Below are 14,727 nucleotides of genomic sequence, written 5' to 3'. Positions count from 1 at the left end.
AATTATCTCGATATCAATGCTCGGAATAATCAGCTCGATTGGCTTTGGTTTATCAACAATAATAGCTGAGCACCGACAAGCAGATAATTCCGTTGCTTGCACTCCTAGCGAACAACCCGATGAAAAATCGGAGACTTCCCCGCGAAAAACTTAGCGCTAAAATGGAGGCTCTGCCTCGCTTTACAGTTGTTTCTGGAGTCAAGTATTTTATTGTGAATAACACCGCAGAAATTGCTTTTTCACCCCTGACAAAAACTTCGCCGCCCCGATCGCAGCGTCCGATCTTAGCTCTGATACTGACGCTATTTGCTGCTGGTGCGGCCGGTTTGAGCGCCTACGGCTGGCGGCAGAGCGTTTTATTTCTGATTGGAGGCTTGCTGGGCGCGAGTTTGTATCATGCAAGTTTTGGCTTTGCTTCTGCTTACCGCAAATTATTTGCCGATCGCGATATTACAGGTGTTTTAGCGCACTTGTTGATGTTAGGAATTGCTACTGTACTTTTTGCTCCCGTACTTGCATCAGGAGAGGCATTCGGACACAAAATAGCCGGGGCTGTTGCGCCTGTGGGCTGGCAAAATGCGATCGGCGCTTTTCTATTCGGAATTGGAATGCAATTGGGCAGCGGCTGTGCTTGCGGCACGCTTTGGACAATTGGCGGCGGCAGCACGTCAATGCTGTTAACGCTGCTGACTTTTTGCATCGGTTCTTTTGCAGGAAGTTTGACCAGACACCTGTGGAATTTACCATCGCTGCCACCGATATCTTTAGGAAAAACTTTGGGATGGATGCCCGCAGTCATCTTGCAGCTAAGCGTATTTCTGTTAATTGCGATCGCCCTCTGGCAGTGGAATCGCACCAATGGCAAGCAACCCTTAACAGCAGATTTTATCATTAAAACTCCTCAATCTCAAATCAAGAATCAATGGCTTTACGGGCCTTGGTCTCTCGCTGCCGGAGCCTTTTCTCTTGCCTTTCTCAACTGGGTAAAACTGTTAATTGACGGCAGGCCTTGGGGAGTGACTTGGGGGTTTACTTTGTGGGCCGCAGAACTTGCTACTGCTTTTGGGTGGAATCCCGCAAATAACCCGTTTTGGAATACTCCCGACAAGTTGGAATCCTTGCAAAAAGGCATTTTTGCTGATGTTACTTCCGTGATGAATTTTGGCATTGTTTTGGGAGCAGTTTTAGCGGCGGCTTTGGCTGGCAAATTCACCGTCAAAACAAACCTTTCGTTACCCAAAGTTACAGCCGTTTTGAGCGGCGGTTTCATGATGGGTTATGGAGCGCTGCTGGCTTTTGGCTGCAATGTTGGCGCTTTTTTTAGCGGTATTGCTTCTACCAGTTTGCACGGTTGGCTGTGGATTGCGACTGCTTTGTTGGGCAGCGTTGCGGGAATTAAATTGCGATCGCTCTTGCGACTTGAGAATTAATTTCCAACATGAATAGGCGATCGACCTGCGGGTAGGGACAAAGGCTTGGCCTTTGTCCCTACCCGCAGGTCGCGTTTTCCCGCCAAGCGCGCCTAAAACAATAAACCACTGTTTACCTATAGACATTAAGTATTTAATAGTGTAATGTATGAGATTAAGTAGAGAGAGGTGGCAAGCGCACTCAAAGATCGATCGCCAAACTTTTAGCACAACAGTCTCTCAATCTCGCCACTGTTGCCATTAATAAGAATTGCCACATCAGCGAAATCTTATAGATAGATTATCCTGGGAAATCTCATCAGGCTGCATTTGCTCTATATCAAGCGCATTAAACTTAATTGTGCGCTCAATCCATCTGAGAAAAAATAAAAGGAACTAAGAAGCATCAATGCGGTATCATAATCTCCCAGATATTGTCTTGCAGCCATTAAATAAAAAACCTGGTTTGCCAGTATTTTTTATTAAATCAGCCGCTCTGCTAAAATCGTCCCTGTTCAAAGCTTTTACTTTCTTTTTTGCAGTAGGTTTAGGCTTGAGCTGGTTAATTCCTCAGCCTGCAATCAGCCAGGCAAAACCAAAAGATGTCGAACTCACCTTAGTTTCCTTTGCTGTTACCAAATCTGCTTACGACAAGATTGTTCCCGGCTTTGTAGCGAAGTGGAAACGAGAAAACAACCAGAATGTCACTATCAGCCAAAGCTACGGGGGTTCAGGTTCCCAAACCCGCGCTGTGATTAGCGGTTTGGAAGCCGATGTCGTACACTTAGCCTTAGCTTTTGATACCGATCGCATCCAAGAAGCCGGTCTAATTAAACAGGGTTGGGAACGAGAAGTACCCAATAACGGGATTGTTAGCAAATCAGTTGCAGCATTAGTAATGCGAAACGGAAACCCCAAAAAAATCCAAGGCTGGGCCGATTTAGCCAAACCGGGTATCAAAGTAATTACTGCTAATCCCAAAACCTCTGGTGTCGCGCGCTGGAACTTCTTAGCTTTGTGGGGTTCCGTAACTCGAAACGGAGGAAACGAACAAGCAGCCCGCACTTTTGTCAGCCAGGTTTACAAAAACGTGCCAGTGCTTCCCAAAGATGCCCGCGAAGCATCTGATACCTTCTACAAACAAAACCAAGGCGATGTACTGATCAACTACGAAAACGAAATTCTCTTGGCGAAGACGCAGGGCGAAGCTGAACCTTTCATCATCCCCCAAGTGAATATTTCCATTGACAACCCCGTGGCTGTAGTTGATAAATACGCTGCCAAACATGGAACTACTAAGGTGGCGGAGGCTTTTGTGAAATATCTTTACACGCCGGAAGCTCAGCGAGAATTTGCTAAAGCGGGTTTTCGACCTGTTAACTCGACGGTAGCGGGAGAATTTAGCAGTAAATTTTCCAGAATTGGCAAACTGTTTACTGTCGCCGATGTAGGCGGTTGGAATGCGGTGCAAAATAAATTCTTCGCTGACGGTACAATCTTCGATCAAATTCAGAATGGTCTGGGCAACAGATAATTTGTATCGAATGTGCGTTAATTAAATTTTCTCATCGACTCGTCAATAAGTTCAAAAGCAAGTGCGATCGTCGCACTTGCTTTTTTCTTTGTGTTGATTTCTTTCTTCTCACTGCCAACAGATCCGATATCTCGCACCTGTTGAGTGCCGTTAAGTAGCTGAGTATGAAGAAACTTAACGATGAGACAGCATATATCCGCCTACCTACTTAGTAGTTACTTTAAGGGGGCGGTATTGCCTCTAATATACTCGCTCCCTGCAACATTTGAGACTTTCGGGCTCTACCCGCTTCTGGGTATTCCCAAGACGGTGCAAAGGGTGGAACCAAAAACGGACAAGCTTTCCACCCACCCTTTACCCCCACGCCGAGCATCCGGCAGTTTCCGCCCCTGTGCCCGTGCTGCTCGTAATACCGACAGTGCCGACAGCTTAAACCTACATTTACGTTGCTCACGGGATTTCTCCAACCGTTTTTGTAATAAAAATATACTAACACCTGTATATCTACCGGAATTATGTACTATTATATAATGTACAATTTAAACTCGATCGCCAGTGGGGAATGTGGAACTATCTTCTAGAGTAGAATACGCCCTGTTAGCGCTCTTGGAATTGGCGAGTCACCACCCGAATGATTCGCCCCTAACAGTGAACGAACTTACTGCTTCTCAAGAGATACCGGAACGTTATCTAGACCAAATTCTTGCCGTGCTCCGGCGTGCAAGTATTGTCCAGAGTTTGCGGGGTGCTAAAGGCGGTTATTTGCTGGCGAAAGAGCCTTGGCAGATTACTTTGCTAGAGGTGTTTTCGACACTCGAAGGCGAAGGGAGCTGCAAGACCCAAAAAGTTTCGGAATCTGTAACAATAGAAAAAACTGCGGTGCTAGAAATCTGGCAGGAAGCTCAACAGGCATCTTGGGCTGTTTTGGGCAAATACACATTACAAGATTTGTGCGAACAGCGGGATGTTCGCAAACAAGCACATCCCATGTACTACATTTAATTGGAGAGAAATTAAGCCATGAAAATTGCTAAGGATGTTACAGGAATAATTGGCAGAACTCCTTTAGTTCAGCTCAATAAAATTCCCCAAGCCGAAGGAGTAGTTGCTCAAATTGTGGCCAAATTGGAAGGGATGAATCCGGCTGCTTCGGTGAAAGATCGGATTGCAGGGAGCATGATTCAGGCTGCAGAAGATGCAGGGTTAATTCAACCGGGGAAAACTATTTTAGTTGAACCGACTTCAGGAAATACTGGAATTGCTTTGGCAATGATCGCGGCGGCGAAAGGGTACAGTCTGATTTTAACGATGCCGGATACGATGAGTTTAGAGCGCCGATCGATGCTGAAAGCTTACGGAGCTCAGTTGGAATTAACTCCGGGACATGAAGGGATGTTAAGCGCGATCGCCCGTGCGGAAGAAATTGTAGAAGAAACCCCCGACGCTTTCATGCTGCAACAGTTTCGCAACCCCGCTAATCCGAAAATTCACCGGGAAACCACGGCTGAGGAAATTTGGGAAGATACAGAGGGTAAAGTAGATTTTTTAGTGGCTGGAGTTGGCACCGGCGGTACGATTACGGGAGTGGCTGAGGTAATTAAACAGCGGAAACCGAGTTTTAGGGCGATCGCAGTTGAACCCGCCACCAGCCCCGTGCTTTCTGGAGGTAAATCTGGTGCTCACAAAATTCAAGGGATTGGCGCAGGATTCATCCCAGAAGTCTTGAAACCAGAGTTAATTGATGAGGTTATCGCAGTTAGCGACGCAGATGCGATCGCCTACAGTCGCCGACTTGCCAGAGAAGAAGGATTGTTGTCAGGAATTTCTGCCGGCGCCGCTTTGTGTGCTGCAATTCAAGTCGGCAAGCGTCCCGAAAATGCTGGAAAATTGATAGTTTTTGTGCAGCCTTCTTATGGCGAACGCTACCTCAGCACAGTCTTGTTCAAAGATTTAGAATTGCCTTCAGTCCGCGAACTCGAAGCATTAGTCAGCAATTATTAATACGTAGTAGGGGCAATCCACGTGGTTGCCCTTGCAAAGTAGGGGTAGGTATTCTTGGCACTACCCCTACTTTTCAGACTTGATACAACTTCCAACTCGCCATTGCCAACATTCCGTAAATCACAAACTTTAGCGGGCGTTGAGGCATAATTTGGCAGAATTTAGCCCCTACCAAAACTCCCGGCACCGAACCCAACCAAATTGGCAATACTAAACTCCAGTCTACTGTTCCGAGGCTGAGGTGTCCCAGAGATGTAAACATCAACAAAATTGCCGCCTGCGAAATATCTGTACCCACCAATTTAGAAGTATCCAGGCGGAAAAAAGCAATCAGCAACAATGCAAACATCGAACCGGAAGAAACGCTAGTGATTCCCACTATGCAGCCTAAAATTGCTGCTGCACCCACAGTACAAAAACGACCATAATTAGTATTTAAGTCCCATTTAGGAGGCGAAGGCAATTTAAACTTAGGGAAAAATGTTTTGACCACTAATTGGGTCAGGGATAAAGCGACAATTAGTGCGATAGCTACTCCGAGAAGGCGCAGCAATATGCTGTCTAAGTCCTGACTTCCGCTGGATTTGATGTAGTGTAAAACCCACACGCCAGTCAGGGAACCGGGTACGCTACCCAATGCCAGCCACTTAACTACTTGCAAGTCGAGGGTTTTTTGCTGCCAGTGTTTGAAGCCACCAACAACTTTCATCAGTGTAGCAGCTACGACATCCGAACTAATGGCAATTGATGCCGGAATCTGGAAAACAAAAATTAACATTGGTGTTATGAGCGACGCTCCGCCAACTCCGGTCAAACCAACAATAATGCCAACAAAAAAGCTGAGAAATGATAGTAATAAGTAGTTCACTGTTATGCCCAAAAACTGTGTAATTAAGCCCTGCCAACCAACCAAAAAATAGATAACTGGCGCGGCTCCGGCAACACAGCTACACAGGCAAAATCTTACTCGCATTCCAATCTTTCTAGCCAGGAATTTTGCTATTCAACGCTTGAGACTTACCGCGCGTTCAGCTACAAAATTTTTGGTAAAAGTAAGTAAATGCCAATAAACAAAACTACATAATTTGTAGTGTAAAAGCTCCCTGATTTTCTGATATCTACCTGTGTAACTGATTAAAAACCCTCGATTTATTTATGGGGTTTATATTCGACTTTCTACCTTGAAGTGACGAGCGTCACAGGTAAAGCAGAGCTGAGGTTAACCGACTGTTGGCTGGAAAAGAAATCGGGAGTATCGAGAACATTAAAATGAATCAATGCCACAATGACAACTGTGAAGGCGGTTGATGATATTAAACCCGTCAATAACTCTTTTTTGAGGTTTTTTTCCTTGGGTTTGTCTGTAACAACATCTAAAGTTCCTAGCTGCATCAACAGAATTCCCACAATATTGGAAAGCCAGTAGCCGACAATTGTGCAAGGAAACAGCAAATCTGGGGAAAGCCAACTAAAGATATACCCAAAGGCGTAGGCAATTGGCAGATTGAAAAATATGTCGTTCCACCAACACAGCGGTGATAGCAAATATCCAATTGCCAGAAGCAACCCGCCTCTGATCTTTTTAAACCAGACTTCGTTAAAGCCTTTAGCTTGTGGCAACTGTTGGCTTAGTTGTCCTGCAATCTGGTACTCTTCAATGACTTTTTTAGCGTTTTCCACGTTAATAGCTCATTACTCGATCGACTTACCGTAGTTTAACAGCAAAGCTGAGTTATGTCTAGTAAGTCAATCGAGTTACCGTATTTTCTTGGCGATCGGCTGAATATACTTTGTTTCCGGTAGAAAAATATCTATCCGGGAGAGGTTGTTGAGAATGCTGCCTGGTGTCGGTTTAGGCTGCGATCGAGAAATTGAAAGCTTCAGGCAAATGCTTGACAGTTTGCCAAAGATATGCAATATCGATACCCCAGTAAAATTGCAGGTAAACGAGCAAAAGCCCGATCGCAACTGTCACGCCTAGCAATTTAGGGACTATTTTCGCGACAGTCTCCAGCACTACGAATGCGGCCCAGATAGCAGCACCTAAGATGAGAATGGAAGCACTCGTGGCAACTATATCGCTATTCATGATTAACTCCTGTTGACAATCAATCGGGTATTACAAAACTACTTGGGCTCAGGGCAGTTGCCAAAATTGAATAAATTACTCCAATTCCCAATAAGCCCACAGCGGAACTGAAAAATAAAACCATGGCGTCTGGGGGATTGTAGGTATCGTGGTCAATTTGGTGGCGAACGGTGAAGTAGTGCTTAGTTGAGATTAAGACTGTCACCCAACCTATTAGAGAGAAGATTAAACCCAACTTCCACCCCATCGCCTGACGGTAATGTACGGGCATTTGCACGACGCGAAGTCGGATGATGACGACGCCAAAAGCCATGAGGGCGATCGCGGCCCGCATCCATGCTAAGAAGGTGCGCTCATTTGCCGATCGATCGATCACCCGCGACAGATTGGGCTGCTTTGGTTTCTCATCATCTACTTGCATCGGTTTGAACGATAATTGCACGCGATCGAACTCTTTAATATTCATATTAAACGGCTACCATTATTCAGGTGCCATCAAACCTTCTAAGCTAGAAGGAACGGTGAACATATAATAAATTACCCCAGCGCCTAAAATGGCGATCGCCAGACTGAAAAGAATTACCCACCGATCCGTAGGTTCATAAGTATCGTAATCAATATCGTGGCGGACGCCGAAGTAGTGCTTAGTTGAGAATAACACCGTCAGCAAACCCACTGCTGAAAAAAGCAAACCCAACTTCCAACCATTGCCGGGAGTTGGCAGCAGAGGGGCATGGAAGGTGCGAAGGCGGACGATAACTACGCCAAAACCCATCAGCGATATTGCTGTCCGCATCCATGCTAAATAGGTGCGCTCGTTTGCCAAGTGATCCCGCACCCGCGACGGATTTGGTCGCCTAATCTTTTCTGTATTTACTTTCGTGGATTTCCAATTTAATAGCATAGATTAGCCTTTTAATATTAACTCCAAATATGAAGGTAAACTGATAGATTTCCGCTGGGACGATTATCCGCCGGGGATAGCTCCCCGGCGGGTTGTTGCGTTGGAACAGGCTTTACACAGCCGATCGCATTACAACTTCACCAAAACTAATCATTTTCCTCAGTTGGTGCGTTGGGAACTTGCGTATCTATGTAAGCCTGAGTCACATCAGGAACAAACCAATTCGCATCCCCAGGCTGGAAAACCTTAGCAGTAGGAACGTTGAATTCTACAGCCCCCGTATCGGGATTAGCTCTGGCTACAACTTGAGTTCCGTCAACTATCTTAACAGCTATACCGCCCGTCAATTCTTCTGAAGGTTGATCGGTAGTTCTTAAATCGGTTGCTTTGATATCGCTGGGTAGATAAATTCCATCGCAATCCCATTTATGTTCAGTTGTTTGGCCGTCAGCTAGAAAATAAAGGGCATTCTCGTAAGTAGAAGAAGCGGCTTTTTTGCCTTTCGGGCCGTAGACAGCCAGGGTTTTTCCTGTCTCGTTGCGGCACTGACCCCAAGGCTTTCCCGTTTCTAAAGTGTATTTTTGAAACTCCAATTGAGCGATTTTTTGCTGAAGTTGCTCAGGGGTATAAGTCGGGGCGGTATCGGGTGCATCTTTCGCTGTCCTGAGAGTGTTCAAAGCTTGAGTCACCTCTATGTAGTCGGGATTGCTCGCATATTTTGGCGTTTTTGGAGCGTCTGCCCAGGAGGGGGGAACGAATACTAAATTGGCGGTCATTACCAAGAGCACTAAAACAAATTTGAAGATTTTCACAATTTTTGTCCTTTTCTAGATTGTCAGGTTTTTTTCAACTTTCTGTTGGCTTGCTATCTTAAGACTTAGGCAAAAACGAACTATCTTTAACTGGTTGGCCTGAGAAACCAAATTTGGCAGAATCGCAAAATCTGGTTTTTTAGGATTAGACCTATTGTCAAAGTCGATCGGTGTGGGGTAGTGGCAAAGTGTTCGGGCGATATTTTAAGGATTCCTCCTCAAATTTTTAGCTGAGTTGGATTCACCACTACAGGATTTAGTGAAATGACAGGTATATTCTTGCCTAAGTCTGGCAACTTGCTAGCTCACAAAATGGCTTGAACTTTCGTAAAAATTCGAGGCTAAATTAGTTTGAAGCTGCTTTTAGCTCGGTTAATTAGTTCATTATTAACTTAGCATATTTGGTGATATATGGCAAGTAATTTAGACACCATTTTAAGAAAACAATTGGTAAGGTAAAAATGATGGGTTATAAATTATGAACATCGGAAAAGTTATCTGCCTAGAGAGGGATATAAGTAGCGGAACCGAGGCTAATTCTTAGTTAAATTGAAATGCCGGGAGCAGGTGATAAGTACCGCTTTCAATCAGAATAAATATTCCCAAGCCAATTAATACAAAAGGGACAACAGCCTTGGTATAGCGAGTCAAAATAGGGGCGATCACCCTTTGGCGAGTTAATCGGTAAGCGACATAAGACCAAACACCTACCATCACCGAGAAAACCGCCAAAATCACCACCAAGCTCGGCAAATCGCTGCTAGCAAACAGCGGCAAGTAAATGCCGATGTTGTCTCCGCCATTGGCCACTGTTACCGCAGCCACATTCAAAGTTTGGGGATTGAAAAGATTGGAGAGTTTTGACAGCACAGATGAGTTAGATTGACGGTTAAATTCGCCAGATACGGCTTGTACGTCATTTTCCTCATTATCTCTCCTGACTAAGTGACTGATGCCGATCGCGATCGGAACCAAACCCAGCAAACCAATCCAAGCTTTCGGCACAATTAAACCACCAAAAAAACCGGGCAAACTAGCAGCGATGAGTGCTGCAAATCCGAGGTACTTACCGAAAAAGATATGCCGGGGGCGGAAAGTATCATTTACCTGGGCGAAGAACAGCATCGAAAGCACCATATCGTCGATATTGGTTGCGGCAAAAGATGTAATCCCGGCAATAATCGCTGCTGCAATCCAATTCATGTGCTGTCCCTGCAATTTTTCTAAACTTCAGTTTCGCTGGCGTTACTTCTACTCATAGTTATCAAACAGAAACAGCAACCAACTAAAGATATTATACTTAAAGTTGGACTAGCAAGAGTGCCACTTTTTACCAGAATCGCCATTCCCAATCCGATCAAAACAAAAGGCACAAGCTGATTGCCGTAGCGAGTCAAATTATCCGCAATCGCCCGCATCTGAATTAACCGATAAGCAGCGTAGCACCAAACGCCCACCATCCCGAAGAATACAGTGAGAACCACCGCCAAACCTTCTAGAGTATTGCTAGCAAAAAGTGGCATATATATCCCGATATTGTCGCCCCCATTTGCCACCGTCACCGCTGCTACGCTGTAAGTTTGAGGAGACAAAAAACTTCTAAAAAAAGATTTCTCAGATTGCTCTACTTCTGTCTCAACTTCGGAATCGTCGGTTTCTGGATTCAGCAAGCGGCTAAGCCCGATCGCAATTGGCAGCAAACCCAGCATTCCGATCCAATCTGGCGGAAATATTAAGCTGCCAAAAAAGCCGGGAAGGCTAACAAAAACCAGTGCAGTAAAGCCCAGAAACTGACCGAAGACGATATGCCTGCGCCGAAATACTGCATTCACCTGCGAGAAAAACAGCAGCAGAATCAGAATATCGTCTAGATTCGTAGCCGTAAAAGCTGTTATTGCCGTAGAAATTGCTGTTAGTAATTCATTCATTTCTGTGTCTCCTCAGATTTTTTATTGGTTGTACTTGCTGGGTTCGTATCTTCGGAACGGGCAAGATTCCCGTTCCACAAAAATTAAATTTTATTGTGAGCTGTTGATCGAAGCAACGCCTTTGAAATGCTGATTGACAATGCTGCAATATCTCAGTAAAAACCCAGTTGCTTAAAAACTATTTCTCCGAACAGCGCACTGGTAACTGCTAATCAAAAACGCTCACTGTCAAAGGGGACGGCTTTCAATCGAACACCGCCGTAAATTGCATTTTCTTCCTCGAACTTGGCATGAATTGCGTCAATACCCTGCTGCATCGATCCCGCGAGTTCAGGAGAACGCAGCCGTTGCCAGAAAAACCATCCGCAAGTAGCCGCCAAGTACATCAAGAACAAGTAAGGAAAGGCATTGTAAGGAGCTTCTGGAGGTGGGAACGTAGTGCTGCCGGGAATGCCAACGCTGCCCGCAATCGGAATCATCATAAATGCGATCGCCACCACGGAGAACAGCACATCTCGCAGGCGCAACTTACCAATTTTGTGCAGGTAAACCGGAGCTGCGATCGAAATTAAGACGTACACGGTTAAAAATCCGTAGCTGCAAATTGCCCCCAAATAACCCATACAATCGAACAGTTTGATGTTAAACATAGACATCACAGCCGGCACCAAAAATGTCATAAATGTACACAGGGTTACTGCAACGTGGGGAGTTTTATTAGACGAATGCGCTACACCTAATGAAGAGTGAAACAAACCGTGGCGCGCCATCATAAAAAACACTCTCGCCGCTGGATTGATGCTGCCGAGCACGCAAGCAAAAAAGCTAAATAAAGCGCCGAAAGCCACTAACTCTCCCAACCAACCCATGCCCACTTGTTGCGCCAGAAAAGTCAGAGGTTCTTCACTATTAGTAATAGAAACTCCAGTACCGCTAAAACCCAAAACCTCAATATAGGTCATCAGAATGAAGAATAAGCCTGCCATCACAGCGCTGCCCATGACAGCCCTGGGGATATTTTTTAAGGGTTTTTTCGCTTCGTCGCCCAGAGATGTCGCACTTTCAAAGCCAGAGAAACCAAACATTACTAAGACAAGTCCTGTCGCTATGTTCCCCGGAGTTACGCCTTCCAAAGTCAGTTGGGACATATCCAGGGCAAAACCTTTGTGCGCCCAGATGATCATTCCTAAAAGTGCGATCGCGGCCACTGATGCCCCCTCTAGCCACAGCATCGCCATAGCTGAGAGTTGGATATCTTTATAACCTGCATACCAAGCAACCCCGGCCCCGATCGCTAACAGCGTAATCGGCGAGGGATGGATGCCTAAATGACCGATGAAAGTACCCGTAAAGTTGGCAAAACCACACAAAACGGACATTGCAGTAAATAGATAAGCCAGTACCAAACTCCAGCCACAAATTACGCCGGCAGTCGGGCCTAGTCCTTTAACAATATAAGAATAAAGAGAACCGGCAGAAGCCGATCGACTCGCAAATTGGTTGATATTGATGCTGACAAATACTAAGCCTATCAAGCCGATGAGAAAGCTCAGCCAAGCCCCGTTACCCGAAAGAGCGACAATTAACCCTAGATTAGATGCGGGTATAGTTGTAGGTGCAATGACAGCAAAGGATTGAGCTAAAACCTCCCCAAACGAGAGGCAGTCCGGCTTTAAGCCGTGGGGACTGTGATTTTTTGGCGTTTTCTTAGTCATTTATCTTCTCTCTTGTTGTCGATCGACTTTTGGCGATCGGCTTAAACTTGTCGGTGCTGCTTCAGCATCGGGCCCTGCGTTAGAAGCTTAAGTATCACCTTAAGGCTCTTGACAGGTAGAATCAAATGGTCTTGTTTATCGAATTAATAAATACAAGTGATGCAGTGCCGTGGCAAAAGAACTGTTGGAAGACGAGACCTATCTGTCGCCACCAGCCCAAACCCTTGATGTTAAAAGGAAAATTTAAATAGCGGCTAACAACCGTGCTTTTCTGGGAATTCCAGTCTGTACCAGATACTCGAAAAGTTCAGGTCAAAGTTTAGCCGCCAAAGATTTTTATTTCAAAAAAAAACTGTCTGTATTTAGTAAAAGGGTACTCAGCATGGCCGGAATGACGCTTGATCAACTGCGAGTTTTTCTAGCTGTCGCGGAACACCTGCACTTCAGCCGCGCAGCGGAAGAACTTTACATCACGCAACCCGCTGTCAGCGCGACAATCCAAAGCTTAGAGGCGCAATACGGAGTAAAACTATTTCACCGCATCGGCCGCCGCATCGAAATCACAGATGCGGGGAAGTTGCTGCAAGTTGAAACTCAGAAAATTCTCGACCAAGTTGCTTTGACTGAGAGAGGTTTGCGGGAGTTGAATGACTTGCAGCGAGGCGAATTAAACTTGGGTTGTAGTCTGACCATTGGCAATTATTGGTTGCCTGATAAACTTAGCAAGTTTAAACAGCAATATCCTGGTATTTCCGTGAATTGTACTCTGGCAAATGCCGAAGAAATTTGTGCAGGGACGGCGACGGGAACATTTGATTTAGGTTTAGTGACGGGAGACATCAAAGCTTCGCTTAAGAACACTCTGGAGGAAGAAGTTGTAGGCAGCGAACGCTTGCTGATTGTAGTTGGCCAATCTCACCCTTGGTTTGAACGTGCAGAAGTGAGTTTAACGGAAATTGCGAAAACGGATTGGGTGATGCGAGAAGCTGGTTCTGGAGTTCAGCAAATGTTGGAACAAGCTTTGCAAAGTTGGGGCGTTAATCCCGATGAATTGAATGTAACTTTAGTTTTGAACAGCAGTGAAATGGTAAAAGCAGTGGTGGAAAGTGGCACAGGTGCAGCGGCTATTCCTGAATTGATGGTAAAAAAAGAATTGCAGCTATCTACACTACGAGCGATTAAAATTATAGATAGCCAACCAAGTTCTAATGTATGTTTGGAAATAATTAAACCCGTTTTAAAACTGAAGCACCGACAGCGTTTTCAAACTGGAATTACTAAAGCTTTTGAACAGATATTAACTTAAGGTGCTGGTAATTGGTAATTCAGGACTTACGCACCAATACTCAAGAAAGCGGGTTTTTTACCCACATAAAAAGCTAAACCCCGTGTATTTTCGTAAAGAAACCCGGTTTCTGGCTACCCCTGCGTGCAGGATTATAATTATCTCTCAACCAATTTCCTCAAGTCCAATATATTTTTACCCCCATCACCAACAATCAGCGGCAATTTCCCATCCCATTTTTCTATAGCCTGCCTTTCCAAAAGTTCCGGAGTCAAATTGTCCCGCAGCAACCTTTGCACTTCGGCTTCTCCCTTGGCTAAATTCACCTTAGCGTCCGCCTGTTTTGCTGCTTTTAGCGCTAAAAACTCCCCTCTTTTTGCCTCCTGTTCGGCAATTTGTTTCGCCTCCACCGCCTCGCTAAACCGCTCAGAAAAGTGAACGTGTACTAAAGAAATATCGTCAACGGCAATGTGATATGTAACTAGCCTCAAGGTCAAAGAATCATCAACTGCGGCTTTAACTTCTCCCCGCTTAGTAATAATTTCTTCAGCCGTGTATTTAGCCATAACTGCTTTTAATACTTCTTCAACAGCCGGCTCGATAATGCGAGCCACGACTTCTTTCTCGTCACCTATTTGTTGAAAAATAGCATTGGCTTCTTCTGGGATAATATGCCAGTTGAGCGCTACATCCGTGAAAACATCTTGCAAATCTTTTGAGGAAGCTTCAGCGGAACTTTCCTGTTTTTGTACCCTGACGCTCAACTTTTTTACACTATAAACTGTGGGGACTATTACGTGAAGTCCTTCTCCGAGTACCTGTTCTTGGACTTTACCAAACTGCATCAGCACGCCCCGTTCTCCAGCGTTGACAATGATAAAAAATCTGGATAAAATAGCTAAAAACACTATCAATAGAGCTAGTTGAATAGCTAGGTAAAAATCCTTATTTTTTTTATTGCTTGATTTGAGTGAGTCAACATTTTTGCTGGATTCTACAACCATATTCCACCCCGATCGCACTTAATTTTCGCTCAATATTGACTTAATA

The 14,727-nt window shown here is 45.0% G+C and carries 16 protein-coding genes; 5 read left to right on the top strand and 11 right to left on the bottom strand.

Translation table 11 applies throughout. From position 1 onward, the window contains the following. The first annotated feature begins 119 nt into the window (after positions 1 to 119). Positions 120 to 1,430 carry a YeeE/YedE family protein gene (locus tag Q5691_RS02885; RefSeq protein ID WP_333343871.1) on the top strand — a complete coding sequence of 437 codons (1,311 nt, stop codon included), beginning with the start codon at positions 120 to 122 and terminating at the stop codon, positions 1,428 to 1,430. A gap of 388 nt (positions 1,431 to 1,818) precedes the next feature. After that, a complete protein-coding gene (locus tag Q5691_RS02880; RefSeq protein ID WP_333343870.1) occupies positions 1,819 to 2,943 on the top strand; it encodes a sulfate ABC transporter substrate-binding protein in 1,125 nt (374 codons plus the stop codon). Positions 2,944 to 3,163: 220 nt separating this feature from the next. On the opposite strand, the gene Q5691_RS02875 is transcribed toward Q5691_RS02880, so the two are convergent. Then, the gene (locus Q5691_RS02875) at positions 3,164 to 3,397 is read right to left on the bottom strand and encodes a hypothetical protein (RefSeq protein ID WP_333231984.1); all 234 of its coding nucleotides are present in this window, start codon (positions 3,395 to 3,397) and stop codon (positions 3,164 to 3,166) included. 110 nt (positions 3,398 to 3,507) lie between these two features. Here Q5691_RS02875 and Q5691_RS02870 point away from each other — a divergent pair, with 110 nt between their 5' ends. Together Q5691_RS02870 and cysK are read left to right on the top strand one after the other, a co-directional pair. Continuing rightward, a complete protein-coding gene (locus Q5691_RS02870) occupies positions 3,508 to 3,945 on the top strand; it encodes an Rrf2 family transcriptional regulator (protein ID WP_333343869.1) in 438 nt (145 codons plus the stop codon). Between the two features lie 18 nt (positions 3,946 to 3,963). Continuing rightward, positions 3,964 to 4,944: a cysteine synthase A gene (gene cysK, locus Q5691_RS02865; protein ID WP_333210126.1), complete on the top strand. Its 981-nt coding sequence runs from the start codon at positions 3,964 to 3,966 to the stop codon at positions 4,942 to 4,944. A gap of 73 nt (positions 4,945 to 5,017) precedes the next feature. Here cysK and Q5691_RS02860 read toward each other — a convergent pair whose 3' ends face one another. The 9 genes from Q5691_RS02860 to Q5691_RS02820 form a co-directional block, all read right to left on the bottom strand. After that, complete coding sequence (locus tag Q5691_RS02860; RefSeq protein ID WP_333210128.1) at positions 5,018 to 5,812, bottom strand: sulfite exporter TauE/SafE family protein; 795 nt, start codon at positions 5,810 to 5,812, stop codon at positions 5,018 to 5,020. Between the two features lie 308 nt (positions 5,813 to 6,120). Further along, positions 6,121 to 6,624 carry a hypothetical protein gene (locus Q5691_RS02855; protein ID WP_333210130.1) on the bottom strand — a complete coding sequence of 168 codons (504 nt, stop codon included), beginning with the start codon at positions 6,622 to 6,624 and terminating at the stop codon, positions 6,121 to 6,123. Between the two features lie 172 nt (positions 6,625 to 6,796). Continuing rightward, on the bottom strand, positions 6,797 to 7,033 hold the full coding sequence (locus Q5691_RS02850) for a hypothetical protein (protein ID WP_333114783.1): 237 nt from the start codon (positions 7,031 to 7,033) through the stop codon (positions 6,797 to 6,799). Between the two features lie 19 nt (positions 7,034 to 7,052). Next, a complete protein-coding gene (locus Q5691_RS02845) occupies positions 7,053 to 7,499 on the bottom strand; it encodes a DUF202 domain-containing protein (RefSeq protein WP_333210132.1) in 447 nt (148 codons plus the stop codon). Positions 7,500 to 7,514: 15 nt separating this feature from the next. Continuing rightward, positions 7,515 to 7,937, bottom strand: a complete 423-nt coding sequence (locus Q5691_RS02840) for a YidH family protein (RefSeq protein ID WP_333083967.1) — start codon at positions 7,935 to 7,937, stop codon at positions 7,515 to 7,517. Positions 7,938 to 8,083: 146 nt separating this feature from the next. Beyond that, a complete protein-coding gene (locus tag Q5691_RS02835) occupies positions 8,084 to 8,749 on the bottom strand; it encodes a hypothetical protein (protein WP_333210134.1) in 666 nt (221 codons plus the stop codon). A gap of 540 nt (positions 8,750 to 9,289) precedes the next feature. Then, complete coding sequence (locus Q5691_RS02830; protein ID WP_333343868.1) at positions 9,290 to 9,952, bottom strand: cadmium resistance transporter; 663 nt, start codon at positions 9,950 to 9,952, stop codon at positions 9,290 to 9,292. A gap of 20 nt (positions 9,953 to 9,972) precedes the next feature. Beyond that, on the bottom strand, positions 9,973 to 10,677 hold the full coding sequence (locus Q5691_RS02825) for a cadmium resistance transporter (RefSeq protein ID WP_333210137.1): 705 nt from the start codon (positions 10,675 to 10,677) through the stop codon (positions 9,973 to 9,975). A 212-nt stretch (positions 10,678 to 10,889) separates the two neighbouring features. Then, positions 10,890 to 12,392, bottom strand: a complete 1,503-nt coding sequence (locus tag Q5691_RS02820) for an APC family permease (protein WP_333210139.1) — start codon at positions 12,390 to 12,392, stop codon at positions 10,890 to 10,892. A gap of 391 nt (positions 12,393 to 12,783) precedes the next feature. Between Q5691_RS02820 and Q5691_RS02815 the strand changes: the two genes are divergently transcribed. Further along, the gene (locus Q5691_RS02815; protein WP_333210141.1) at positions 12,784 to 13,698 is read left to right on the top strand and encodes a LysR family transcriptional regulator; all 915 of its coding nucleotides are present in this window, start codon (positions 12,784 to 12,786) and stop codon (positions 13,696 to 13,698) included. A gap of 137 nt (positions 13,699 to 13,835) precedes the next feature. On the opposite strand, the gene Q5691_RS02810 is transcribed toward Q5691_RS02815, so the two are convergent. Continuing rightward, complete coding sequence (locus Q5691_RS02810) at positions 13,836 to 14,681, bottom strand: prohibitin family protein (RefSeq protein ID WP_333210143.1); 846 nt, start codon at positions 14,679 to 14,681, stop codon at positions 13,836 to 13,838. Between the last annotated feature and the right edge of the window lie 46 nt (positions 14,682 to 14,727).

It is taken from the genome of Microcoleus sp. w1-18aA5, from assembly GCF_036701705.1.
GTDB lineage: Bacteria > Cyanobacteriota > Cyanobacteriia > Cyanobacteriales > Microcoleaceae > Microcoleus.
This window is presented reverse-complemented; position numbering and strand designations above follow the sequence as displayed.